14 protein-coding genes and 1 tRNA gene are annotated in these 26,884 nt (G+C 58.3%); 11 read left to right on the top strand and 4 right to left on the bottom strand.

Annotation, left to right across the window (positions count from 1 at the left end):
* Positions 1-28 precede the first annotated feature (28 nt).
* The 7 genes from fusA (at position 29) to Q1A00_RS02880 (ending at position 17,429) form a co-directional block, all read left to right on the top strand.
* A complete protein-coding gene (gene fusA, locus Q1A00_RS02910) occupies positions 29-2,140 on the top strand; it encodes an elongation factor G (RefSeq protein WP_298401923.1) in 2,112 nt (703 codons plus the stop codon).
* A 308-nt stretch (positions 2,141-2,448) separates the two neighbouring features.
* A tRNA-Thr gene (locus tag Q1A00_RS02905) sits at positions 2,449-2,524 on the top strand.
* A 160-nt stretch (positions 2,525-2,684) separates the two neighbouring features.
* Complete coding sequence (uvrA, locus tag Q1A00_RS02900) at positions 2,685-5,552, top strand: excinuclease ABC subunit UvrA (protein WP_299755169.1); 2,868 nt, start codon at positions 2,685-2,687, stop codon at positions 5,550-5,552.
* A 129-nt stretch (positions 5,553-5,681) separates the two neighbouring features.
* Positions 5,682-7,178, top strand: a complete 1,497-nt coding sequence (locus Q1A00_RS02895; protein WP_298401928.1) for a multidrug transporter — start codon at positions 5,682-5,684, stop codon at positions 7,176-7,178.
* Positions 7,179-7,204: 26 nt separating this feature from the next.
* Entirely contained in the window at positions 7,205-8,149 is a 945-nt protein-coding gene (locus Q1A00_RS02890; protein WP_298401930.1) for a response regulator, read from the top strand.
* 95 nt (positions 8,150-8,244) lie between these two features.
* The gene (locus Q1A00_RS02885) at positions 8,245-16,596 is read left to right on the top strand and encodes a GAF domain-containing protein (RefSeq protein ID WP_299755166.1); all 8,352 of its coding nucleotides are present in this window, start codon (positions 8,245-8,247) and stop codon (positions 16,594-16,596) included.
* A complete protein-coding gene (locus Q1A00_RS02880) occupies positions 16,593-17,429 on the top strand; it encodes an alpha/beta hydrolase (protein WP_298401934.1) in 837 nt (278 codons plus the stop codon). Before Q1A00_RS02885 ends, Q1A00_RS02880 begins: the two co-directional genes overlap by 4 nt.
* 424 nt (positions 17,430-17,853) lie before the next feature.
* On the opposite strand, the gene Q1A00_RS02875 is transcribed toward Q1A00_RS02880, so the two are convergent.
* Complete coding sequence (locus Q1A00_RS02875; RefSeq protein WP_298482542.1) at positions 17,854-20,619, bottom strand: valine--tRNA ligase; 2,766 nt, start codon at positions 20,617-20,619, stop codon at positions 17,854-17,856.
* 171 nt (positions 20,620-20,790) lie between these two features.
* Between Q1A00_RS02875 and Q1A00_RS02870 the strand changes: the two genes are divergently transcribed.
* From Q1A00_RS02870 to Q1A00_RS02855, 4 genes are all read left to right on the top strand, one after another.
* Entirely contained in the window at positions 20,791-21,516 is a 726-nt protein-coding gene (locus Q1A00_RS02870) for an ABC transporter ATP-binding protein (protein ID WP_298401938.1), read from the top strand.
* A 58-nt stretch (positions 21,517-21,574) separates the two neighbouring features.
* A complete protein-coding gene (locus Q1A00_RS02865) occupies positions 21,575-21,880 on the top strand; it encodes a hypothetical protein (RefSeq protein ID WP_298401940.1) in 306 nt (101 codons plus the stop codon).
* A gap of 396 nt (positions 21,881-22,276) precedes the next feature.
* Positions 22,277-22,534 carry a hypothetical protein gene (locus tag Q1A00_RS02860; protein WP_298401942.1) on the top strand — a complete coding sequence of 86 codons (258 nt, stop codon included), beginning with the start codon at positions 22,277-22,279 and terminating at the stop codon, positions 22,532-22,534.
* 142 nt (positions 22,535-22,676) lie between these two features.
* Positions 22,677-23,060 carry a TIGR04086 family membrane protein gene (locus Q1A00_RS02855; protein WP_298401945.1) on the top strand — a complete coding sequence of 128 codons (384 nt, stop codon included), beginning with the start codon at positions 22,677-22,679 and terminating at the stop codon, positions 23,058-23,060.
* Here the strand turns inward: Q1A00_RS02855 and Q1A00_RS02850 are convergent.
* The 3 genes from Q1A00_RS02850 to Q1A00_RS02840 all read right to left on the bottom strand — a co-directional run bounded on the left by Q1A00_RS02850 (position 23,057) and on the right by Q1A00_RS02840 (position 26,839).
* Entirely contained in the window at positions 23,057-24,595 is a 1,539-nt protein-coding gene (locus Q1A00_RS02850) for a hypothetical protein (RefSeq protein ID WP_299755159.1), read from the bottom strand. The two genes, Q1A00_RS02855 and Q1A00_RS02850, sit on opposite strands and share 4 nt — an antisense overlap.
* 85 nt (positions 24,596-24,680) lie before the next feature.
* On the bottom strand, positions 24,681-25,610 hold the full coding sequence (locus Q1A00_RS02845) for an RluA family pseudouridine synthase (RefSeq protein ID WP_298401951.1): 930 nt from the start codon (positions 25,608-25,610) through the stop codon (positions 24,681-24,683).
* 92 nt (positions 25,611-25,702) lie between these two features.
* Positions 25,703-26,839 carry a PLP-dependent aminotransferase family protein gene (locus Q1A00_RS02840; RefSeq protein WP_298401953.1) on the bottom strand — a complete coding sequence of 379 codons (1,137 nt, stop codon included), beginning with the start codon at positions 26,837-26,839 and terminating at the stop codon, positions 25,703-25,705.
* Positions 26,840-26,884: the final 45 nt, after the last annotated feature.

Here is a 26,884-nt window from a genome sequence, read left to right as displayed (position 1 = left end):
GCGCGGGCTTGCGTCAAGGAGGACAGCCATGCGAGCGTTCGAACCGGAAAGGATCCACAACATCGGCATATTCGGTCACCTCGGCAGCGGGAAGACAACGCTGGCCGAGGCAATGCTGATGACGGCCCACGCCATCCCGCGGATGGGGCGCGTCGAGGACGGGTCAACCACCAGTGACTACGACCCCGACGAGCAACGACGCGGGATGTCTATTTCGCTCAGCGTTTTACCGCTTGAGTGGAACGGCGACAAGATCAATCTGATTGATGTGCCCGGCGCTGCCGATTTCGCTGGCGAAGCTGCGGCGGCAATGCGCGTGATTGATGGCGCTGTAATCGTGCTCGACGCCAGCGCCGGTGTCGAAGTCGGCACCGAACTCTTCTGGGAAATGGCGGTGGAGCAGCGCATTCCCCGCATTCTGTTCGTCAATAAGCTCGACCGCGAGAATGCCAATTTCTACCGCGTGATCGAGCAGGCGCGCGAGGTGCTCGATGCCGCGGTGATTCCGCTGCATCTGCCAATTGGGTCCGGCAAAGACTTCAAGGGTATTATCTCGCTACGCCAGCAGCGGGCATGGCTGACCAGCCCCAAACACGACGGTGGCTATATCGAGGCCGATGTGCCGGCTGAACTCAATGCGCTGATGCACGAGTGGCGCACGGCCCTGATTGATAAAATTGCGGCAACCAATGATCATCTGATCGAACGTTATCTCGAAGGCGGCGAAGATGCGCTGACCCGCGAAGAGCTGTTGCTGGGGCTGCGCACCGGCATTGCCGATGGCTCAATCGTGCCGGTCTTCTGCGGCTCGGCGACGGAAGTGGTCGGGATTGCCCAGTTGCTCAACGGGATTATCGACTCGATCCCCTCGGCTGGGCGCAAGACGACCACCGCACTCGATGCGAATAGCGAGGCTGAAGTTGAACTGCGCCCCAACCGCAATGAACCGCTGGCGGCACTGGTCTTCAAGACGGTGTCTGATACCTACGGTAAGCTCAGCTATTTCCGGGTCTTTTCAGGTGAAGTACGCGCCGGCATGACGCTAATGAATGCGCGCACCCGTAAAGAGGAGCGGATCGCGCATGTCTACATCGCGCGCGGCAAAGAGCAGATTGAGGTTGAGGCAGTCGGCCCCGGCGACATCGGCTTGCTCACCAAGCTCGGCGAGACGCAGACGAACGACACGCTCTGCTTACCGTCACGCCCACTGAAGCTCAGCCCAATCGCATTCCCGGCGCCGGCCTTTATCGCTACGGTCAAACCGCGCAGCCGCACCGATCTTGATAAGCTCAGCTCGGCGCTGAGCCGAATGATTGAGGAAGATCCGTCGCTGCACGTCTCGCGTGATGCGCGCACCGGCGAAGCCTTGCTCAGCGGCCTTAGCGAAACCCACTTGCAGATCATCGCCGATCGTATGAAGCGCAAGTTCGACGTGAATATCGATCTTGAGCTGCCGCGCATCCCGTATCGCGAGACGATCCGCACCATTGCCACAGCCCAATACCGCCACAAGAAACAGACTGGCGGTGCCGGCCAGTTTGCCGATGTCTCGCTGCGGGTTGAGCCGCTGCCACCCGACCCCAACCGCGAAGACCCCCTCGAATTCGTCAACGAGATCGTTGGGGGCGTGATCTCACGCGGCTTTATGCCGGCGATCGAGAAGGGTATCCGCGAGGCGATGGAAGAGGGGATTATTTCGGGCAACCCGGTGGTTGATGTGCGCGCTGCGGTCTTCGATGGCAAAGAACACCCGGTCGACTCGAAGGAAATCGCCTTCAAGACCGCTGCGAAAGAGGCGTTCCGGCTAGCTGCGCAGAAGGCCGGCGTGATTATCCTTGAACCGATCTACAACATGGAGATCATCGTCCCCGATCAGTATGCCGGTGATGTGATGAGCGATATGAGCACACGCCGTGGACGGGTGCAGGGGATGATGCCGCACGGCAACGGCAAGACGGTGATCCATGCCCAAGCGCCGTTGGCCGAAATTCAGCGTTACGCCACCGATCTGCGTGGCATGACGCAGGGCCGTGGCCGCTTCTCGATCAACTTTGCCGGCTACGAAGAGGTGCCGCCGCATCTGGTCAACCAGATTGTCGAAGCCTATAAGAAGGAGCTGGAAGCAGCGCATAGCCATTAGGAAAACTGCTGGCTCCATCTTGCCGGCTTCAGCCCTTCTCTCCTGCGTGCAAGAGAGAGGTAGGAGAACATCCGATCGAAAAAACCCGGCCCTTCAGGGTCGGGTTCCGTTTACGTAGCCCCTGCGCAGGCGGGAAAGGCTCAACCCATCCTTGCTCGGCCCACATTCGCTCGGCCCTTCAGGGTCGGCCTCAGTATACAAAGCCTGCTGTGCGAGCTGATGGCCCTCGCCCACTGGCCCCCCACGCCCGCACCGCTTCCCGCTTGACAAACTGCCCTGCTTCGACTACAATCCTCAATGGCAATAACGCCAATGTAGCTCAGTCGGTAGAGCAGCTGTTTCGTAAACAGCCGGTCGCCGGTTCGAGTCCGGCCATTGGCTCCACCCGTTGCGCTCTTACGTTGCAGAGGTCCACGTTGATGGAAATCATCAGCGTGGGCCTCAGACTATTTGCTGCGGATTACCGAAGTCTATGGTACCATGATATTCTGCATAGCAGAGGAAGAGGACAATAGGCGGTGTTATCCCTACAGGCAATGACGCAATGGACTGGATACGCATTCGCGGCGCGCGGACGCACAATCTCAAACACATCGACCTCGACATCCCACGCGGCAAGTTCGTCGTGTTGACTGGCGTGTCTGGTTCGGGGAAGAGTTCGCTCGCGTTCGACACGATCTTTGCTGAGGGCCAACGCCGTTACGTCGAGAGCTTATCGGTCTATGCGCGTCAGTTACTTGGCCAGCTCGAAAAGCCGGATGTTGATCTGATCGAAGGCTTATCGCCGGCAATTGCGATTGACCAAAAGAGTGGCGCGCGCAACCCGCGTTCGACAGTCGGCACCGTGACCGAGATTTATGACTTTTTGCGCCTGCTCTTTGCCCGTATTGGCCAGCCACATTGCCCACAGTGCTTTGCACCGCTGCGCCGGTATACGCCACAGCAGATGGTCGATCTGATCGTCGAGTTGCCGGCTGAGCGGCGGGTGCAATTGTTGGCGCCACTGAACGGCGAAGCCGAAGCGGCGCTGGCCGAGATCCGCCGACGCGGGTTTGTCCGCGCCCGGATCGACGGCGTGGTGCATGATCTTGACGAGCCGATCAGGTTAGAGAAGTACCGTCCGCACACGATCGAGGCAGTCGTTGACCGATTGATCATCCGCCGCACCCCTGATGGCGCACCGGCGCTCGATCGGGTACGGGTGGCCGACTCGGTGGAAACGGCGTTGAAACTGAGCGGCGGGCAGTTAATTGTGCAGATTATCGATGGTGAAGAGTTGTTGCTCAGCGAACGCTACGCCTGCCCGCACCACGGCCTGATCGAACTGGGTAAACTCGAACCACGCGATTTTTCGTTCAATAACCCGCAAGGGGCCTGCTCAACCTGTGATGGCTTAGGCGTGGTACCCGAAGTTGACCCGGCACTTGTGATTCCTGACCGCAGCCTGCCGCTGATCGAGGCAATTGCACCGTGGCGCGAGGGCGATGCCGGCAGCCAACAGTACTACCGCGATGTGCTGGTCTCATTCGCTGCGCATTTCGGTATCGACCCGCAGACCCCAGTGCAAGCGCTTGCGCCTGACATCATCAGCGCATTACTCTATGGCACCGGCGGCGAGCCGATCACATTACGCTACCATCTCAACGGCAAAACCCGCAGCGTTGAAACCGAATTTGAAGGCGTCATTCCCAACCTGCGCCGCCGCTTGGCTGAACAACGCACGGGCAATGAATCATCCGCGCTCGACCAATACACCACGCCGCGCGTATGTCCGGCGTGTGCCGGCGCGCGCTTGCGCCCGGAAGCGCGCGCAGTCACAGTTGCCGGTGTCTCGATTGTGGATGTGCATCGCATGAATGTGGCCACGGCGCTGGAATGGACACGTGGATTGCTCGAACGATCAGATCTGAGCGGGCGTGACCAGACGATTGCCCGCCCAATTGTGTATGAGATCAGCCAACGGCTACGTTTTTTATGCGAAGTTGGCTTACCGTATCTCACGCTTGACCGCACCGCGATCACACTCAGCGGCGGCGAAATGCAGCGCGTGCGCTTGGCGACGCAGGTCGGCGCCGGCCTTTCCGGCGTGCTCTACGTGCTTGACGAACCGAGCAGCGGGTTACACCCCCGCGATCACGATCGCTTGCTGGCCACCTTGACGCGCTTGCGCGATCTTGGCAATAGCGTACTAGTGGTCGAACACGATGAAGCGACGATCCGCGCCGCCGACTGGGTCGTCGATATGGGGCCGGGAGCCGGACCGCATGGTGGCGAAGTGCTGGCTAGCGGCACATTGGCCGAGATCATGGCAGCGCCGCGTTCGCTCACTGGCCAGTACCTCAGCGGGCAACGCCGCATCTCCATTCCTGCCCAACGCCGTCCAGCCAAGGGGCCGTGGCTTGAGCTACGCGGCTGCCGGGCCAACAACCTGAAGAACATCGACGTGCGCATCCCACTCGGCTGTTTGGTGGTGGTGAGCGGGGTAAGCGGCAGTGGCAAGAGCAGCTTGATCGGCGACACGCTAGCACCGCGCCTGAGCCACCTGCTCCACGGCGCCAAAGCGCGGGCCGGCGATCACGATGCTTTGCTCGGCATCGAGCACCTCGATCGCGTGATCGTGGTTGATCAAAGCCCGATTGGGCGCACACCACGCTCGAATCCAGCCACCTACAGCCGGATTTTTGATCCGATCCGCAACCTGTTTGCCGCCACCAACGAAGCCAAAGCCCGCGGCTACGACGCGGCACGCTTCAGTTTCAACCTTAAAGGCGGGCGTTGTGAACACTGCGCCGGCGAGGGCCTGATACAGGTCGAGATGCAATTTCTGCCTGACCTCTATGTGACGTGTGACGTATGCGGCGGAACGCGGTATAATCGAGAGACACTGGATATTCGTTACCGCGGCCTCAATATTGCTGAGGTGCTTGATTTAACTGTAACCGAAGCGCTCGACTTTTTTGCCCGCGTGCCGGCTATCGCCGAACGATTACAGGCGCTCCACGATGTCGGGCTAGATTATCTGAAACTCGGCCAGCCAGCGCCAACGCTGAGCGGCGGTGAAGCGCAGCGGATCAAGCTAGCCGCCGAACTCAGCCGGCGCAGCAACGGGCGCACGCTTTACATTCTCGATGAGCCGACTACCGGCTTGCATCTGGCTGATATTGAGCATCTATTAGCCGTGTTGCAACGGCTCGTCGATGCGGGTAATACTGTGCTGGTGGTTGAGCACCACATTGATCTGATTGCGGCGGCTGATTGGGTGATCGAGTTAGGGCCGGAAGGCGGTGATCGGGGCGGCCACTTAATCGGCGCCGGTCCGCCGGAAGTAATCGCAACCATACCGGCATCGCCAACCGGACAATATCTACGCCAACGCTTGGGGATTGCACCCGCAAGTAAACTGGCGTCCTAATGCGGTAAACGTGGTAATCCGACTGTAATCTGCACGCCTTGTATATACAGGAGCTACAACCTATAGTAACAACAGCACGATGAGACGATTGGCCCATCCGCGCCGACAACGGCAGAAAGGACTCGCCCGATGGAGCGGATCATTCTACGCGATCCAACGCTCATACCGCCCTTCGCTGAGCCTGCCCGTGAGTTGCGCATTCTCAACAAGCCGCTTTGGCTCCTGCAGCGCGATCTAGTCAAGGCATACGGCAAGAGCGCAATTGAAATCGATCAATTAGCTGAAGTGGCCGAACTGCCGGCCACTGATGAACGGTTGATCTACCGCGATAATCTCTTTTTCAATGCAGCATTGATCGACACCTTCATGAGTGAGGCGCGGAAACGTGGCACGGCGGCGCAGATTGCGTTCAAAGCGAGCAATCCGGCGACCGGTCAGAAGGGCGATCCGAGCATCGAACGCCATGCCTTACAGCTCTCACGCCACATTCGGCGGGTAGGCGACTATTACGTCGCCGATCTCTATTACCTCCCCGCTGGCGTAAACGATCTGGCGCAGGCGCAGCCGTTAGTGATTGACACCCTTAGTCACGAAATGGGCTACTACCGCATTCCCAGCTACATGGCGCACAAAGGCGATCTCACTTACCAGATCCCGATCCGGGCCTTCATCTCAATTGAGAGTTGGTTGCACGTCTTGATGGCCAACGTATTGATGGGGGTCTTTTCGTGGGCGGCTGACCTTGATACACGCATGAGCAAGGCACGCCTGCGCAACATTCTGAAATGGACAGCGGAAGATTGGCGGCTATTTCCGGGAAAGATCGCGTTTGCGCTCAAAGCGTTTTGGGAAAAGATCAATCCGCTGGAAGAACAGTGGCGCAATCACTTTCTCGCCTCGCGGGCGCTAGTCAAAGTCGGCAAACGCTGTTCGATCGACCCAACTGCCATTATCCACGGGCCAACCGTGATCGGCGACGATGTCTATATTGGCCCCGGCGTCGTGATTGCCAACAGCTACATTGGCAACAACGTCAACATCATGCAAGGGTCGCAGATCATGCTCAGCGTGGTCAGCGATCGCTGCTTCCTACCCTTCAATGCCGGCCTATTTATGACCGTGCTGATGGAAAACAGCATGGTAGCGCAAAATAGCACGCTGCAACTGTGCGTCGTCGGGCGCAACACCTTTATCGGCGCCAACAACGTCTTCACCGACTTTAATTTGCAAGGCGAACCGATCAAGGTTATCCATGAAGGCGTACCGATCGAAGTCAACATGCCGGTACTCGGTTCGGCAGTGGGGCATAATGTCAAGCTCGGCAGCGGATTTGTGGTTTACCCCGGTCGCATGATAGAATCAAATGCTGTTATAATCTTTGACAACGAACAAAATCTTATTCGGAAGACTGTAGCCGGCCACGATCTGAACGATATCGATGAAGCAACCGGCGAGCCGCGCCGAATCATCTACCACTGGCCGAACGTCTACTATGATCCGGCTCGACCAGAGGCCAGCACGGCCATCGAAGATGAGCCGCCGGTACATATGACAACGCTTCGTTCTAGCCAGCCTGCCGGGAATGGACGTCTGCCCGAGCACATCAGTGCGAGCCAGCGGTCGTAGCCGCCGCATCGCGAGGAGAAGGGATTGTGAGCAAAGAACGCATCCTCGTCGTTGAAGATCAGCCAGACATTTCGAGCCTGCTGAAGATCTACTTCACCGCACAGGGGTACGAAGTCTACACTGCGCTGCGCGGCCAGCAGGCGATCGAGATTTGCAGCAAAACACCGCCGAATCTGGCCTTGCTTGACGTCAATTTACCCGATATGGAGGGATACGATGTTGGGCGGGCGTTACGCGCCAGCCCGCGCACGCGGCACATCCCGATCATTTTCTTGACGGCGCGCGGCGAACGGCGCGACCGGCTGATCGGATTGGGTGAAGTGCAAGCGCAATACTACATTGTCAAGCCCTTCGATATCGAAGAGGTGCATACGATCGTCAAGAACCAGCTTGAAGACGCGCGTCGGCGCAATCAGCTCCATCCGGTCACGAACTTGCCCACTGCGGAACTGCTCAATGACCAGCTCCGCCAATTGTTGACGGCGCCGCGGTGGGGATTGCTCAATGTACATATCAACGGCTTCGAGACCTTTACCCAAGTCTATGGGGCAGTGGTTGGCGAAGATGTGCTGCGCTTTGTGGCGTTGATGCTCAACGAAGTGGTTAGTGAAGTTGGCGGCAATGAGGAATTTATCGGCCAGCAGTCGGTTGGGCAATCATTCCTCATTACAACCATTCCCGAACGGATCCAGACAATTTGTGATCGTATCATCGCCCGCTTCGACGAAGAGATCGGCCTTCATTACAATTATCGGCACCGCAAACAAGGCTATATCGAGTTTGTTGATGACAATGGCGAGACGCGACAAGCGCCGTTGATGTCGCTCTCGATCGGTGTGCTGACCAACGATGACGGCCCCTTCGCCGACATCCGCGAGCTGAGTGAAGCGGCAGAAGAGGTGCGGCAGCGAGCATTGGTGCAAGCGCGCGAACAAGGCAAGCGTAGCTTCGTAGCTTATGGTCGCTCCTGACCAAACCTGTTATGAATGGTCGAACTGCATGTTGTTGATACATTCCGTAGTCGCCTGTGCAGCCCAGACACGTCAGCAGGAGCGATAGCGACACTATGGATACGACGATCACCGGAGCACCTCCTCAGGGTTGGGAACTACTTGCCCAACTGGCTTTGCATAGCCAGCAGCCGCTTGGCCAAACTGAGCCAGCCGAGCTATGCACGCTGATTGGCGAGTTGCTCGAACGCCACCTTGGCGTTGGTGGTCGCTTAACCCTGCTGGCCAATGAACGCGAATTAGCGAGCGTAGTCTGGGGGCACGTGCCACTGAATGGGACAGCGCTTGAATTACGGGATGCCACGTCTCTGTATGGTCGCTTGACACTCACGGCCACGTTCGAGGCTGCGTTTACTACTGCGCTTATTACCCAAATCACGACCCTCCTTGGTGTATGGCAGCGCGCGCGTGTCCACGAGCGGGGTGAGCGATTGCGCGCCCTTGGCTATACCGCTTTTGAAAACATCGGCACCGGTGATCTAACAGTAGCACTCGCGCAGTTATGTCGGCAGGCGACGACACTGTTGCCAGCAAAAGCGCTGGCGGTGTATTGGATCAATTTTAGCAATCAAACGCTGATCCGGGCGGTCAGCAGCGCCGGTGATACCCTCTTTCCCGACCAAGTTGCGATTAATGACAACGAGGCGATCGAGCAAACGATCACGTTGCAAACTTACCAACGCGGCGTGTGGCGCACACGCACCCAACACCGGGATGTCCCGACCGAATGGGATCTGTTAGTTGAGCCGCTTTCTGTAGGCGTTGAGTTGGTAGGGTTGCTCTTGCTGCTGAATCCCGGTCCTGAAGCTGCGCAAACTATTCACTTCCTTTCCCGCCCGCTTGCCCTGCTGCTCTATGCAACGAAGCTCCAGCAACACGAAAGCCGACACGCGCGCGAGCTCTTCGTGTTGTATGAGAATAGTCTGGAAATTGGGTCGGGGGTCAGGATCGAAGAGACGATCGCCCACGCGACCGAGAATATGGCGCTGGCGCTTGAGGCCGATTTCGGGGCGGTCTACCTCATTGATCCGAACCAACCGCGCCAATTGCAAACCATTGCCGTCTACAGCGAGCATGCCAGCGGAGTAAGCGGGTTTGAGCGAATCAAGCTAGTGCCGGCCTTGCAGGCGATGAGCGAGCGAAACGAGCCGGTCTTAATCGCTGAAACAACTATTGAAGCCAGTAGCAACCCGATCGCGGCGCATGCGGCGACGTTTGGCTGCCGCAGCGTGTGGCTGACGTCGTTGCGAAGCAAGGATCAGGTTGTCGGCTTGTTGGCGATGGGGTATGCGGCTCCGGCTCACATGCTTGACCAGATTGAACGGAATCTGCTGCAAGTACTGAGTGCGCAGATCGCGACGACCGTCCAACACCGGCGGCTCTACGATGCTGCCCAACGGCGTGCAGGTGAACTAGAACGGCTGCAACAGATCAGTGAACTACTGGCAGCGGATCTCTCACTGGATGAAACGCTGGAGTCAACCTTAGCCGGCGCAGCGAAATTGGCGCGGTTTAGCGGAGGGCGGATTACGCTCCTTGACGAACGCAACCAACGCCTGCGCGTCGCTTGCCAGCAGGGTCTGCATTGCCGGGTAGGCGATGAGGGTGACACACTCAGCTCGTGGGTGGCCCGCCACCAGCGACTGCTGCGGATCGATGATCTCAGCCTGCCACCAGCGTGGCTGGGTACGCTCGACGATATAAGCGGGCTGATGTTGAACACCAATCTGCCGGCGCGCAGCTATCTAGGTATCCCATTACGCAGCGGTAACACCCTGCTCGGCGCGTTAGAACTCGTCTCTGCCCAACCCAGCAGCTTCAACGCCGAAGATGAACGGTTATTGAGCATCTTGGCTGGCCAATCGGCACGTGCCATCGCCAATGCTAGCCGGTTTGCCCAAGTGGATAGCAGTCTACGGTTGCGCATCGAACAACTGCGCGCCCTGCAACGGATCGGCAGCCAACTGGCGATTACGCTCAACCAAAATGAAATCCTTGCTTTTGTTCTCGAACAGGCGCTCCGCGCGACTGGCGCCAGTCATGGCTTGATCGCGTTGCGCATTAATCCGGCCAATGCCCAAAATAACAACCCTTCGCTAGCCGAACTGTTGCACCAATCGCTGATTGAAGAGATTGAAGCCGAGACGAGCGCATTCCTCATTGTCGAAGTAATTGGCTACACACCGCCGCTGCGTAGCCGGCTCATTAGCAGTATGCTTGGTCAAGCGGTGCTTACTGCGCAAGAAGCGCTGACCAAGCGCGAGGCTGCCCTAAGCGACCATCTTAGCGAAGGTGAGCGCGAGGCGTTATTGTGCCCGAATGCGAATTCGGCGCTAGCGGCGCCTATCTTCTATCAGGGCAGCGTATATGGTCTCGTCTTGCTGCTGGCGGAACAATCGCGCCATTTTGATTACGAAGCGGTCGAATTCCTGCGTGCTCTGACGCATCAGGCTGCTATCGGCATTGGGAATGCCCAACACTACCTCGAGCTGGAGCACATGGCGAAGATGCTCCAGCGCCGGGCTGATATCCTCAACGATGTGTTGGAAATCGGGCAGGCACTACGCGCCGACCAGTCGTTGGCGAGCCTGCTTGAACAGATTGGCTATAGCATTATCGAAGCGGTTGGGCTGCGAACCGTGCTCTTCTGCCTTGCCCGGCCAGATCAGAGTGATTATCTCTATCTGGAGGCAGCCGCCGGCATCCCGCTTAGCGAACAAGCGAATCTGGCCCAACACCCATTGCCGCTCAAACTAGCTACCCGCTACCTCGATCCACGCTTCCGCTTAGGACGAACCTACTTTATTCCGGCAGATGAAGCACGGGCACTTGAAGCAGGCTTCGACACCGGCATCTTTGGTTATCATCCGTTCGTTGATGAACGTAGCGGCAATGAATGGCAACTCGAAGACCGGCTCTGCGTGCCGCTCTACTCAACCGATGGGATGTTGCTGGGAATGATCTTTGCCAGCGACACCGAAGATCGCCAGCGCCCAACGGCCCGCACGGTTGAGCCGCTAGAAATTTTCGCCGATCAGGCCGCGATTGCAATTGAAAACCACCTATTGTTCCGCGAAGCGCACGACCGGGCCGAAGAGATGGCGGCGCTGTTCCACGTCGGTGCAGCCGCAACCTCTACTACCGATCTCGATACGCTCCTCGAACGGGTGTATCAAGAGATTGTCGCGTTCCTTGGCACGCCGGACTTCTTCTACATTGCCAGCTACCATGCTGAGCAAGAGACGGTACGGTTTGAACTTTTCAAGCAACACGGCGCAACGTTGGCTGCATATCACAAACGCACGGCGCCGAAAGCGGGCTTGACTGCCAAGATTATTGACGAGGGCAATCCATTACGGATCGATGATCTGCTGAATAGCAACTTGCACGACCAAGCTCAAATCTTAGTGAGTGAAGGCCGACAGGTGCGTTCGTGGATCGGAGTGCCGCTGATCAGCCAAGGAGCAGTGATCGGTGTGCTGTCGGTGCAAAGTGAGACCGCGGGCGCCTTTACCGATCGCACGCTCCGCTTCTTAGCGGCACTGGCCAACCAACTCGCGATTGCACTGGAAAACGCGCGCTTGTTCGCCGAACGTGAGCAGCGCATTACTGAGCTGAATAGCATTAATCGCATTGGGCAGACCATCGCCTCGACCCTCGATCAGCGGCAGATGCTGCGCGATGTGTACCATCATCTGTGCAGTTTTCTGAGCCTCGATTCCTTCGTTGCTTACCTGTATGACCCGGAAAGCGATGAAATGACCTTCTGCTACGAGGTGGATGAAGGGATCGAGACCATTACCGAACGACGTGAGCCGCCAAAGCCGGGCAGCTTGACCGAGTATATTATTCGCACACGCCATCCTCTCCAGTTTGTTAATCTGACGGCTGAAGCCGATCAAGCAGGCTTCCGTCCAGTCAAGTTTGGATCCGAGCGTGAGTCGGCGGCTTGGTTGGGGGTACCACTGTTGATCGGTGATCAGACGGTGGTCGGCGTGTTGGCTGTGATGAGCTATACCCCCGGCATCTACCATGAACGCGAACGCGCCTTTCTGACCACCGTCGCCAACCAATTAGCGCTTGGCGTGCAGAATGCTCGTTTGCTAGAACGGGCACAGGCCCAAGTCGAGCAACTAGCCCTTATCAACCGAGTTTCCGCCACAACCAACGCGCTGACCGACTTGCAGGCCATTTACCAAGAGATCGTCAACGCGATGGCCGCTGCTACCGGCGTCGATCAAGCGCGGATGGTCATCTACGACCGCGAAAGCGGGTATGCGCCGGCAGTCGCCGAGTATGTCGAGAGCGGCCTTCTCGATCAGCTCCGGATCCAACTGTTTGACAACCCCTCGGTTGACTGGCTCGACCGCGAGAAACGGCCGCTCGTTTCTGAAGACGCTCAGAACGACCCACTCTTCGCGCCAACCCACCAGACCTTCCGCGCGCTCGATATTCGGTCGATTGGCATCATTCCGATTATTCTCAATGATGAAGTGATTGGCGCAGTCGGGCTAGACTTCGTCGGACGGTATGGCACCTTCTCACCGCAGGTGCTCGAACTCTGCCAGACGATTGCCAATCAGACCAGCACCGCGATTGCGCGCGCGCGCGCCACTGTCGAAGCACAACGGAGCGCCGAAGCAACCCGCCAGAAGGTCAGCGAGTTATCAACATTGCTCGACGCAGCGCGCATTCTCTCATCGTTGCTGCGCCCGCAAGAGGTGCTCGATAAGCTGATGGAGCTGGTAAGCCGCCAGTTGAACGTCACCACCGTGGCGTTGTGGACGATCAGCGAGGGCAATATCTTGACGCCGGCGGCACTCGATGGCATTCCAGCTGAGCAAGGCCGCACGATGCGGGTGCCGATCGGGCAGGGCTTTACCGGAAAGGTGGCCGAAACCGGCCAGCCCTTGATAATCGAAGATGTTAATACGCAGGGAGGATCACTCTACCCCAATTACCAACAGCGCAACAACTTGATCTCATTTATGGGCGTGCCGGTGATCTACCGTGAGCAGATCATCGGCGTGCTCAGTGTGATGACCAATTACCGGCGCCAGTTTACGAACGATGAAATGCTGCTGCTGGCCGGCCTCGCCGATCAGGCGGCAACGGCGCTGGAAAATGCGCGTTTGTTTGAAGAACGCGAGCAGCGAATCTCTGAGCTGACGATTATTAACCGGATTAGCGCAGCGGTTAATGCCTCGCTTGACATCTACGAATTGATCGAACGGCTCCATCAGGGGATTAGCGAGATCATTGATACCAGCACCTCGCTGATTGCCCTGTACGATGAAGCAAGCAATACGCTCAGCTATCCTATCGCCTACGACCGTGGCGAGCGAATCTGGCTTGAACCGCGACCGCTTGGCGGGGGCACAAACGGTTGGGTTATTCGCAACCGGCGACCACTCTTATTAAGCACGGCCGCAGCAGCGCGGGCAATGGGCTTGCTGGTTGACCAAGGACGAATAGGTGACGATACAGCGATTGAAGAGTCGTATTTGGTTGTGCCCATCATCTATGGTGACCAAGTGTTAGGCGTGATCAACATTCAGAGCTACGCTCAACACGCCTTCGATGAGAACGATCTGCGCTTTGTCACCACCGTCACCAATCAAGCAGCGGTAGCCCTCAACAATGCCCGGCTGTTTAGCGAAACGCGCCAAAACGCGAGCGAGATGAGCACCCTGTTCGAGGTGTCACAGAATCTGTCTGGCACCCTTGATACAGACACCATCCAGATGCTCATTGCCGATGCAGCCGTGCGTCTACTGGGGGCTGAACTGGGCGCCGTGCTCCGGTTCGACCGGCGGGGAAATATCGAACGGCAAGTCTTGATCGATGGGTATGAGTTTCGCGAAGACATCAACGTTGATTTCCGCCGTGGCGGTCTGACGACCGAGCTGTTACAGCGCGACCAGCCGATTGCGATTAGCGATCTGAGCGAGATTGAGGATGGCCAGCACCATGCAGTGAAACTCGGTGTGCGGAGTGCGCTTGGTATTGCCGTTGGTTCTAGCGAAGAACGGCTGGCAGCGATCTGGGTTGGTATGCGCACCCCGCACGAGTGGAGACCGCACCAGATCTCGCTGCTGTCGATTTTGGCCAATCAAGCGGCGCAGGCGCTCAAGAGCGCGCAGCTCTTTGCAATTGAGCAAAAACGGCGTCGCCAAGCCGATATGCTGCGCGAAGTGGCGCAGTCCTTCACGTCTACCTTGGCGCTGCGCGAAATTCAGACGTTGGTGCTCAGCCAACTGCAGCGGATTGTGCGGTATGATAGCGCCGCCATGCTGCTGCGCGATGAGGGCTACGGTGATCTCCGCGTTGTCGAGGCGTATGGCTTTGGGCCGACGATACCCCCTCAGGGCAGCATTGCCCTCGAAGCGAGTAGCCTCTTCCAGACTATGGCGATCGAACACCAACCGATACTGATCGCCGACACGCAAAGCGACCCGCGCTTTGACGACCTTCGCCGGCTTGGGTGGAGCGATGGTTCATGGATCGGTGCGCCGCTGCTGGTTGACAATGAGTTGGTCGGCATCCTGACCATCAGCCTCAAAGAACCAGACGCCTATGATGAAGAGGCGCTGGCGGTCACATTTACCATTGCCAGCCAAGCGAGTCAAGCGATCCAGAATGCGCGCCTGTTCGATCAGATTAGCAATCTGGCTGCCGATCTGGATGCACGGGTGCGCGAACGCACCGCTGAGCTTGAGCAGGCCACTCGCTTGTTATCAGAGGAGAAAGAGCGGCTTGAAGCGGTTAACCGGATCACGCTGGAATTGACAACTCAGCTTGATTTGAACTTGATCATTCAGCGCGCGCTTGAGCTTATCTCCGAAAATCTTGGGGTAGAACGCGGCTCGTTGATACTGCGCGATCCTGCCACTGATGCGCTGATATGCCGTGCCGTTCTCTACGGTCGCGGCCACGTCGAGGGGGCGAATATACCGCTGCGCTTCTCAGATGGAACTGAGGGGTTGGCTGGCTGGATCATACACCATCTCGAGCCAGTCAATATCCCCGATGTCGATCGCGATCCGCGCTGGCTGAAAGAACTCGGTCGCGCCGATGATGTGCGCTCGGTGGCCGGCGTGCCGTTGCAGACGAGCGATACCGCGATCGGTGTACTGATTCTGTCAAGCCCGCAACGGAACTACTTCGGCGACTCGCAAATGAATTTGCTAGGCACGATCGCTAGCGTCGTAGCCTCGGCAGTCAATAATGCGCAGCTTTACGGCTTTATTAACGATCTGGCGCTCCGCAACGCGGTGCTGCTCGAAGAGCAGCGCGAAGAGTCGTCAAAGAGCGCGGCGGTGTTCCGCTCGATGACTGAAGGCGTCATTGTGCTCGATCCGCAGCAGCAGATTACGCTCTTCAATCCGGCGGCTGAACAGGTGTTGGAGATAGTTGCCGACCAAGTACTCGGCCAACCACTGTCTCGCTTGGCCGAGATCGGCGAAGATGAAGCGAGCCGGCGGCGCGGCCAAGCAATCTACAACGGCATTCTGCATGGCTTGCGCCGGATGCGAGAGACGCAAAGCATCTTTAGCACATCAGTTGATTTGACCGATCCCACGCAGGTGATCGCGATCAATATCGCGCCAGTGCGCAGCCCTGATGGCCAGCATTATGGCGAAGTGGCAGTGTTGCGAGATATTACGCGCGAAATCGAGGCTGATAAAGAGAAGCGCCAGTTTATTTCCGACGTTAGCCACGAGCTGCGCACACCGCTCACGGCGATCAAGGGCTATATCGATGTGCTGTTGCTGACGGCCAGCCTCAACCTGACGCCCGATCAGCTCAATTACTTGAACATCATCAAGAACAATACCAACCGGTTACGCGCCCTGATCGAAGATATTCTAGAGTTCTCGCGGCCCGACTCCAAGAAGAAGTTGACCTTTACGCAGGTTGATATCCCAATTGTTATTGAGGAAGTGGTGCAATCGTTGCGACTCGAGTATGAGCGCAAGGGAATGACGGTACGAATTGACGCCTCACCCGCCCTGCCATACGTGATAGCCGATCAGAAGCGGGTGAGCCAGATTATCTTCAACCTCTTCTCAAACGCAGTGAAATACACCTATGAGGGTGGCTCGATTACGGTGCGCGCCTTCGTAAACCGGGCCAATATGATGCAGATCGAGGTGGAAGATACCGGCGTTGGTATGTCACCTGAACAACTAAAGAAACTATTCCGTCCCTTCTACCGTGCCGATAACCCGCTACGTGATGTCGCCGGCGGTACCGGATTAGGGTTGAGCATCGCGAAGCAATTGGTTGAGATGCACGGCGGCGAGATCTGGGTGACCAGCGAGCTGGGCAAGGGTAGCACCTTCTCGTTCGCGATCCCGCTGCAACAGGCGTCCAACGGCACTCATACCGAGGAGGTGGAACTATGAGCGTCATCCACCTCGATAACCGCCTCGCCCATTATGAAGTCTTTGGCCGTGGCCAGCCGATCATCTTCCTGCATAGCTGGATGGGATCGTGGCGCTATTGGGTGCCGATTATGGATATCGCCTCTGAGCGGAATCGCGCCTACGCTTTCGACTTCTGGGGCTTTGGCGAGAGCGACCGCCGCGGCGATCAATTTACCGTCAACACCTATGTCGAGATGCTGCTGCAGTTTATGAATCGCCTCGGCATCGCCCGCGCCACCTTGGTCGGGCACGGTATGGGGGGGATGGTGGCAATCCTCGCGGCCCATCAATACCCCGAACGGATTAACCGGCTGCTGACGGTGGCAACGCCGCTGCACGGTCAGATACTGGCGCAGCACATCAAGCCGGGCACACTGTCACGCTTGTTAGGAATGAACACGACGCAGAATGGCTGGGTGCGGATGGTACGTTCGTTGCAGGTGGCTGATGCTGAAATTCAGCACGAGATTGAGGAAGACACAGCGAGCTTGAGTGAAAAGGTACTCAATCAGGTGCATGAATCGCTCTTAGAGACCGACCTGCGTCCGCATATTATTTCGTTGCAAACACCGTTGCTGGCGGTATACGGCGGCAAAGACCCGATCGTCAATCCGGTTCACGCTGCCTTCCTTAACGAACTGGCTGAACGCCCGATCCAGTTGTTGGTGCTGCCGAAAGCCAGCCACTTCCCCTTCCTCGAACAGGCTAATACCTTTGGCCGGTTGTTGCTCGATTTCTTGGTCTCGCAGGGAACGGCGATTGAGATCAAGGAGGAGTGGCGGCGGCGGGTTAATCAGCGCGAGTATTTGTAATGCCACGACTTAGCGGGAAAACGGGGCATTGCCGCGTTTTGTGAAGAAAAATTCACCGAGCGATCAGCTCAATAATAGGCAGAGACACCACAGCGGATGATGGATATGACCATCATCCGCTGTTGCTTGAATCTAGCGCTGGACACAGCCCTCTCCCCATTCACGGTTCAAGGACGGATAGAACGCATGAGCGCAAGCGTAGTTGATAGCTTTGCGATGATCCGATTCGCCCTCACCCCCAGCCACCGCTCCCACTAGCGCGAGAGTAGTGGCTGGGGGTGAGGGGCATCAGTCGGCGCAGCGGGTTTCGTCACCGGAACTCGGCCCTGAAGGGCCAGCTCCCTTTACAGCAACAAATGAGTGTACTGGGTTAGATGTTCTGCCCGCCACCCCGTATGCGGAGGGAGGGGGAACACACTGTGTATCACTCCAACTCAGCAATGCGCGCGCGCAAGCGGGCCAACGCAGCCTCAGCAGCCGCCAGTGCTTCGCGTTCACGTTGCACGACGTGAGCCGGCGCTTTGCTAACAAAGCTCTCGTTATTGAGACGAGAAGCACGCCGCTCGACATCGGCCTCGGCTTGGGCCAGCTCTTTTTGCAGACGGGTGCGTTCGGCGGCTAGATCGATCAGACCAGCCAGCGGAAGGAAACACTCCACCGCACCGATCACGATTGAGGCCGCCTGCCGCGGACGCTCGCCAAGCGTGGCAACAATCGTCAAATCGTCCATTGCCACGCGGGCCAACCGGCTGATCAGCGGCGCTTGCCCGCGCAAGAGATCGGCCCGCTCACCGGCCACCACTGTAGCCGCCACCCACTTCGCCGGCTCGACTTTGTACTCGCTGCGCACGTTGCGGATCGCGACGATCAGCTCTTGCACCAGCGCCCAATCGGCTTCGACCGCCTCATCACTCATACCTGCCACCGGCATCGGATACGGCGCGTAGCTGAGCGTGCGCAGGCCAAGCTCGGAGTACGCTGTATCGGGGCCGGGATCGGGGCGCTGGTAGGCCTCGGTCAAGTACTGCCACACCTCTTCGGTGACGAAGGGCATAAAGGGGTGGAGTAAGCGCAAGCTGCCATCGAGCACGGTGAAGAGCACGCGGCGGGTAAGCTGTGCTCGCTGCACATCGCCTTCGAGCTGCACCTTGGCAATCTCGACATACCAGTCGGCAAACTCGCCCCAGAGGAAATCGTGGATCTGGCGGCCCGCTTCGCCGAAGTTGTAGCCTTCCATCAACCGATCCACCTCTGCCACCAGATGAGCGTAGCGCGAGAGGATCCAACGGTCAGCGAGGGTGAAATCTGCAGCGTGCAGCTCCTCCGGCGTTACCTTCACGCTCTCGTTGCGCGGCAGATCACCGAGTTTGCCGATCACAAAGCGAGTGATATTCCAAATCTTATTGGCAAAATTGCGCGCCGCCTCGATCCGCTGCGGGTTGAGGTTGACATCTTGGCCGGGAGTGCCACTCGTCACCAACGTGTAGCGGAGCGCATCAGCGCCGTGTTGCTGGATAACCTCCAGCGGATTGACCACATTGCCGAACGACTTTGACATTTTGCGACCATGCTCGTCGCGCACTAACCCGTGCAGGTAGACGGTGTGGAAAGGTGGCTGACCAGTGAGGTAGCACCCCATCATCATCATACGCGCCACCCAGAAGAACAGGATATCGTACCCTGTCTCCATGACACTGGTAGGGTAGAAGCGGCGGTAGTCTTCGGTGTCGTCGGGCCAGCCGAGCGTGCTGAAGGGCCACAGACCGGAACTGAACCACGTATCGAGCACATCGGGGTCTTGCACGCCCTCAGCAGGCGGCGGCTCGTCGGGGCCGGGCACGACGATCGAGCCATCGGGCATATACCAGACCGGAATGCGATGCCCCCACCAAAGTTGGCGCGAGATGCACCAATCTTCGATGTTTTCCAGCCAGTGGAAATAGACCTTCTCGAACCGTTCGGGCACGATCTGCACCTTGCCATCGCGCACGGCGGCGATCGCCAGCTCGGCGAGCGGCTTGGTGCGAACAAACCACTGCTCGGAGAGGAGCGGCTCGATCACCTCGCCGCCGCGCTGGCTAATGCCGACATTCATCTTGTGCGGTTCGGTCTTGACCAGCAAGCCTTCGCGTTCGAGATCGGCCAGTATTGCCTTGCGACACTCGAAGCGATCTAACCCGGCATAGGGGCCGCCCGCCTCGTTGATGGTCGCATCGGGATTCATAATATTAATCATCGGCAAGTGGTGGCGCTTGCCGACTTCGTAGTCATTCTTGTCGTGGCCGGGGGTAATCTTGACCGCGCCGGAGCCAAACTCTGGATCGACATACTCGTCGGTGATAATCGGGATGGGGCGAGCCAGCGCCGGTAAGATCGCCTCTTTGCCGACCAGATGGGCATAACGCGCATCGCCGGGAGCGACGGCCACCGCTGTATCACCCAAAATTGTCTCCGGGCGCGTAGTAGCGACGGTAATAAACTCAGTCGCGCCGGCAGCCCACTGGCCTGACCCCCACGGCGCTGCGGGGCCGACCCATTCGGCAGTGCGGATCGGGTAGCGCACGTACCAGATCGAGACATTACGCTCTTCGTACTCGACTTCAAGATCGCTAACGGCGGTTTGCAGCTTGGGCGACCAATTGACGAGATAAGTGCCACGATAGATCAGGCCATCATCGTAGAGGCGCTTAAACGCAGTATGCACCGCGCGCGACAAACCGGGATCGAGGGTAAACCGCTCGCGCGACCAGTCGCACGACGCACCGAGCCGGCGCAACTGGCGCGTAATCTCGCCGCCGTACTTCTCTTTCCATTCCCACGTGCGGCGCAAAAACTCTTCGCGACCCACCGCCTGTCGCGACGTTCCCTCGCGCTCGAGCAGCTTCTCAACCTGCGTCTGGGTAGCAATGCCGGCATGATCAGTACCGGGTACCCACAATGTCTGATACCCCTGCATACGGCGCCAGCGGATCAGCAAGTCTTCGATCGCGACAAACATCGCGTGGCCGAGATGCAACTCGCCGGTGACATTAGGCGGCGGGATCGAGATGACAAACGGAGGGCGGGGCGCGTCATCGCGCGGCGCAAACAGGCCGCTACGCTCCCACCAATCGTAGAGCCGCTGCTCGACAAGGCGGTGCTCGTAGGCTTTATCCATCTCTAGCGGGCGGGCGGCAGCCGGATCGGTCATAGATGCCTCAACAATTAGCGCTAGAATACCGTCACATTAGAAACTATTATACCAGTCTTTCCGGCACAGCGATGTCAGGCGCGGGAGGGATAAGATCGAGTACAATGCGAATCATGACAGCCGCGCACAGCCGCGCGCCAGACATCATCAACCATTGTGGCGAGGAATGTTATGACCCCGCTGATTCAATTGAACAATATCACCAAAATCTACGTCATGGGTGAAACCGAAGTGCATGCCTTGCGCGGAGTCTCGCTCACGATCAACCAAGGCGAGATGGTTGCGATCATGGGGCCATCGGGCAGCGGCAAAAGCACGCTGATGAACATAATCGGCTGTCTCGACCGGCCCACTTCAGGCGAATACCTGCTCGATGGCGTCAACGTCGGCGATCTGACCGACGACGAGTTAGCGATCATCCGCAACGAGAAGATTGGCTTCGTCTTCCAGCAATATATGCTGCTCCAGCGCACAACAGCGTTGCGCAACGTCGAGTTGCCGATGCTGTACGGGAAGGGCCGGCCCGATCGGCAAGAGCGGGCGCGGATGGCGTTAGAGGCTGTCGGGATGGGCGACCGGCTGCACCACCGGCCCAACGAGTTGTCGGGCGGGCAACAGCAGCGGGTAGCAATCGCCCGCGCCCTCGTCAACGAGCCGCGGATTATTATGGCCGACGAGCCGACCGGCGCGCTCGACAGCCGCACGGGGGCCGAGATTATGGGCATTTTTCAGCGACTGAATGCCGAGCAGGGCATCACTGTCATTTTGGTGACGCACGAACACGACGTCGCCCAACACGCCGAGCGGATCATCAGTGTGCGCGACGGCCAGATCGCCGACGACCAGCCGGTCAAGAACCGGACGATGGCGTGGCAGCGGGAAACGACCATTGCGTGACCGGACGGCAGATTTGTTATGATAACGCTGGGTGAGCCGCCGTCACGGAGACGCCTGTATGCACAACCGAACATTCCTGAGCCGTGTCCTGCTCGTAACCATCCTCGCCACGATCGCGCTCGCTGCGCCACCGGCCAGTGTAGCCGTGAGCGCCTCTGCCACGCCAACCCCCACGCTCACCATCACAACCAACGCTATCACACCACGTACCGCGCAAGATCTGGAGGAATCGCCGATCAGCGCACTACTTGGTCGTTATGCGACGTGGCTGATGCTAGTCATGTGCAGTTCGATGCTGGCTTTAGTGGGAGCGACAGCCATTGTAGCCCGGATGCGCCGGATCGCCGGAGATGACGACGACTAGCCAAGCGATGTGATGATAGGGATTGCGGCAGTTTCACTGCCGCAAGTTCGCGTTATTGGGCGGGGGCCGCCGCCCATCTCATGGCGAGGGAGCGGCGCTCCCCAGTAGCGCTAGGTGGCGCCCGACCGTAGCAATCTCCCCTTCAGCGGAACGTATGCCGGAGCGGATCGCTCCCGCGTGAGCGGGGATTACTTCGCTGCGTCGCAATGACAATGGGAACATTGCCCCCTTAAGATAACCTTCACCACCCAACCGGGAAATTCTTCGCCCTTCCCCCTTGCGCTTTTGGACAAAATCAGTGCATACTATGTACAAAGAGTGATCTTGTCATCACTCCGCGCCAGCGCCGGCGCCCACTGACGCAAACCACAACACCACATCAAAGGAGTGTATTGCATGGAGGTGCTACTGCAACTACTGGTTGCGGGAGCGTGGATGGTTACGCTCGCCAATAGTCTTCGCCGGTTGTTACGCTTAGCTCGCGTCTCTCATCTCCAACGATGGGACAGCGATATCCGGGTACGCTCCGGTCTCAACCGGATCTGGTGGTGGCTGGGCCAAGAGGAATTCTGGAGCGCGGCGCGGTATGATGTTGCTCATGCCTTGCAGATCTCACTGCTCGTTTTTCTCTTCGTCTGGCGAATGGCAAGTTGACGCGAGGAAGCTAACGCAACCTGCGAATGCAATGGCGCGAAGCGGAGTGTGTTACGATATTGGCGCTGGCATGCTCGCCAATGGAAGCGCGTACCATTGGCAATCTTTCGCGCTTTGGCGTTATCATCCTCGAAGGAAAGCCGTGAATATTCGTTGGACGGCAGTAATTTCTGGTTTTATGGCCGATTTCGCGTTTACGATTCTGTTGCAGGTGGTCATCTTGGCCACCGGGCAAAGTGCGGTGTTCACCGCTCCATCGCTATCCAATCCAATCCATATACTTCTGATCTTGATCGGCGCTAGTTTGACTGGCGTAGGCGGGTTTGTCGCCGGGTGGCTGGCCGATAACTCCTATGCGATGCATGGCTTGCTGGTGGGAGTAGTCGGGATTCTCGTCGCAGCCCTCGCTAACGTTGGGATCACTGTACCGCCATTGTTGTTGCTAGGGCAAGTGATTGGCTGCACCTTTGGCGCCGTGGGAGGGATGTTAGCCGGACGGGTGCGGCACTCGCCACGGGTGGGTTAACTGCTCTTCGGCAATACGCTTAACCGCTCACTCGCCTGTTCCCAAATGTGGTGCGCAATCTGATTGATGCTATAGCCAGCCGGCAACCGCACCAACGGTTTATTGTAGCGTTCACAGAACTCTCGCACTGCGCCTAAGCCGTGGCTTGCCCATCGGATTGCCAAGAGCACCACCGACACTTCTGCGCGTGCAATGAATGGCTCAACGACGAGATGGCTACGATGCGGGCGCGTATCGCACCAGATCAACTCGCGCAGGTCAAAGGCTTCTTCGATTGTTTGCCGCACGAGTGGACGTTCATCGCCGCCGATTAAAACGACGCTCGTATTGCGCAGCAGATCGGCCACTTGCTCGACCAGCTTTTCGTCGCGGTCGCCGGGAGATAATGGTTCAGCATCTACTGGCGAGGTTGCTGCACGGGCTAATTCACGCGCAACCCATGCCAACTGCCGCGCTTCGGCGCTGGCAACATTCAGTTGATCACGGAACGGCCACAGCAACTGGCGCAGCATACGGTGGCTCGGCGGCACACCAAGATCGATTAGCGCGCTGATGGTTTGCAGCGCACGCGGCCATTGATCAGCCGCCCCACTATCCACTTGGCTTAGTTGGTAGCGCAGTTTGCCGAACAATTTACGCTCGTGGCGGCGACGATAGATCTCTCTCTCAAGCGTTTCCCGCCACGCTTGCACCCGTACCAGTCGTTCTTGCCACTGATTCGGGTCAGCCGTGTCTCCTCGCCGCATATAGCGCGGCAGATACACCTGCTCGGCTTCGGTTCGTTGCCGCAGCCACCGAAAGAAACGCTCTTGGGCTGGATCAGGCTTCTTGTGCAACCGCTGCACGGCGGCGGCAACCGCAGATTGGGCCTCAGCAGCAAGCAACAAACCTTCCGGTAAGTGCTTCTTGAGCGCGGCGTTATTCACTATCTCGCTCAAGGCATCGGCCACTAGCGCCGCCACTTCGCATGAACCGGCTAGTACTTCCCAATCATCCTGCTGAGATTGAGCCGATTGCTTGAGTTTAGCGTCGATCCATTGCGTGCAAGGTGATGATCCGAGCGGATTCTTGCCTAATGAGCCTAATGACTGTCGAATATGCATAACTTTGGCTTGAAAACAATCGCTCAATTCGGCAAGTTGGATCGCTCCGCCTTGATCGGACGGCGTACTCGGCAATGCAGAAACCGGTTGATCGGTTACATCAAGCTGGCCGGCGAAATGAGCGGCTAAAAGCTTTAGATCATCATCCGTTGCCGGCGGCAGCACCGGTACGTTCGCATCAGCCGTTGCCCTACCATCAGCGACATCTTCCGTTTGCGACTCAGACGATCCGCTGCGCTTGCCATTAACAATGATTTCTACCAGCGCATTGGTATCGGCATCATCACTATCGCCGGCAATGCTCAGCAACGCAGCACCAAGCACACGCAGATGGTGGCGCAATTCGCCGTCGTTGCGCGCTTGACGCTGTAGCGCAGCGATAACTGCTTGAATTGCACCGGTGAGATCAGGTTGATGTTCTTCGGTAAGCATTGGTGAATTCAGAGAACAACAGCGATGCTAGGTGCATAGCGACGATGCTAAGATATTGCGGACATTGTAGCACAGCGCCGCGCACCTAGCCGCCGGCGAGATGGGAAACAGATGTCACAAACACTGGCGGCGGCGGGCAGAAGAGATGCAGCAGCCTGCCATCACGCGGATGCGGCAAGCTGAGTTCGGCAGCGTGAAGGAGCGAATGAGTTAGCTGCAGACCGGCAACCACCGTTGGCCCGCCATAGCGTTCATCGCCGAGGATTGGGCAGCCCAACGCTGCGAGGTGGAGGCGAATTTGATGAGTGCGCCCGGTCAAAGGAATGGCCCATACAAGGGCGGCTTGGGCGAATTGACGGCGCAGCATGAAGCGGGTATGCGCCAATTTGACGCGTTGGCCGTTAGGCAACACTCGCCCGATCTCTGACTGATCGTAGAGGCGCCAGCGCCCACCGGCAGCGCGGCCATGGCCGGTCACGAGTTCTGTTTCAACCGGCATATACCCAGTACAGACAGCTAAATATCGTTTCTGCACCTGCCCACGGTTGAACGCGGTATGGAGCGGCGCATTGGCGCGGGGATGCTTGCTGAGCACGAGAATCCCTGAGGTGCCGAAGTCGAGTTGGTGGGCAAGATGGAGATTTGGCGCTTGGCCATCGCGCGCGGCGAGCAACCGCGTCAAGACCGCCAACACACTACCCTGCGCATCCCATGGCGTATCACCGACGTAGCAGGCGGGCGGTTTGTTGATCACCAACAAATCATCGTCTTCGTAGATGATATGAGCAAACGTTACTGGCGCATCGCAGTAGCCACCAACCGGTGGCAGCCGCACTATCAGCGTCTCGCCGGTTACTGCGGGCGTGTCAGGCGTAACCCTACGCCGGCACAACCACAGACCACCCCGAGCAGCAGCTTGCCGGCCAGCGTCTCCCAAGCGTTCGGCGGCGATGTCGCCGAGCGGACGGCCAGTATCATTGCTAGTTAGTAAAAGCGAAACAGAGATGGGAGGCATGCGTTATTCCAAACGGTCTGGCAGCGCGACAACTGTTGCTGGTGGGCTGGCGGCCCGCGGCCCAATTCTTTTGGCGGGCCGGCGGGCTTACGCTAACCGATCGCTCGCTTCAACACCTGACCCAAGCGGCGCGCGCCTTCAACCATATCAGCTTCCGGCAACATCGAGAATGCTAACCGTAGCTCGTTACGCCCGCCGCCATTGGCATAAAACCGTTCACCGGGAACGTAGGAAACACCCGCCGCTTCGGCTTGGCACAGCAGTGCTGTGGTATCAATCGGTGCCGGCGCGCGCATCCAGACAAAAAAACCACCTAGCGGCGGACGCCATGTGACGCCAGCCGGCATCGAGCGGGCCAGCGCAGCCAAGAGCGAATTGCGGCGCACCTGTAGTGCAGCCCGCAAATGTAGCAGATGCGGCTCAAAATCGCCGGCTTGCAAGAGAGCCAATACCACGTGGGCCGTGAAATGGTTGACTCCGCCGCCACTGTCGAGCATACCCGCTTGGGTGCAGCGTTGAATCGCGGCTGCCGGCGCTTGCATCCAGCCTAACCGGAGACCGGGAGCCAACACTTTGGCAAAGCTGCCCAGCCGGATGAGCGGACCGCCGGGGGCGAAGCTCGCAATCGGCGGCGGCGGCGGCGCGTCGTACCATAACTCGGCGTATGCTTCATCTTCGATCACAGTCAATTCTAACGCCGTCGCCAAGCGGGCCAATTCAGCCCGCCGCTTAGCATGCAAGGTGACGCCGCTAGGATTGTTGTAGGTCGGAACCAGATAGAGAAAAGCGATCCGTTCGCCCCGGCTACGCAAGAGCTTGACGAGCGCCGTCACTGCGGTCACGTGCAACCCCTGCTGATCACCCGGTACCGTCACACAACGGAGACCGTGGTCACGAAAGATCCGCAAGGCCAGATGGTAGGTGGGCGCTTCGACTAGCACCACGTCACCCGGTTTGGTGAATTGCTTGCAGAGCATATCGAGCGCCTGTGAGGTGCCGCCGGTAATCATCAGCTCGGTTTCGGGCACAGCAAAGCGCTCGGCCAGCAGGGCCAGCAACCGGCCCGGCCCTTGAGCGTAGCCATAGGTCAACGCTGCCGGCGCATCGTTGGTCAAAGTCCACGTTGCGGCGCGCAACACTTCGGCGCGTGGCAACAGCTCAGCGGCAAGATGGCCCCAGCCGAATTCGATCATCCCCGGTCGTTGCACGAATTGAATATCTGGCAACATACGGTCTCTCGCGTCTCATGCCAGCGCCACCTTCCTAAGCAAGCT

The organism is uncultured Chloroflexus sp. (genome assembly GCF_938091255.1).
GTDB lineage: Bacteria > Chloroflexota > Chloroflexia > Chloroflexales > Chloroflexaceae > Chloroflexus.
This window is presented reverse-complemented; position numbering and strand designations above follow the sequence as displayed.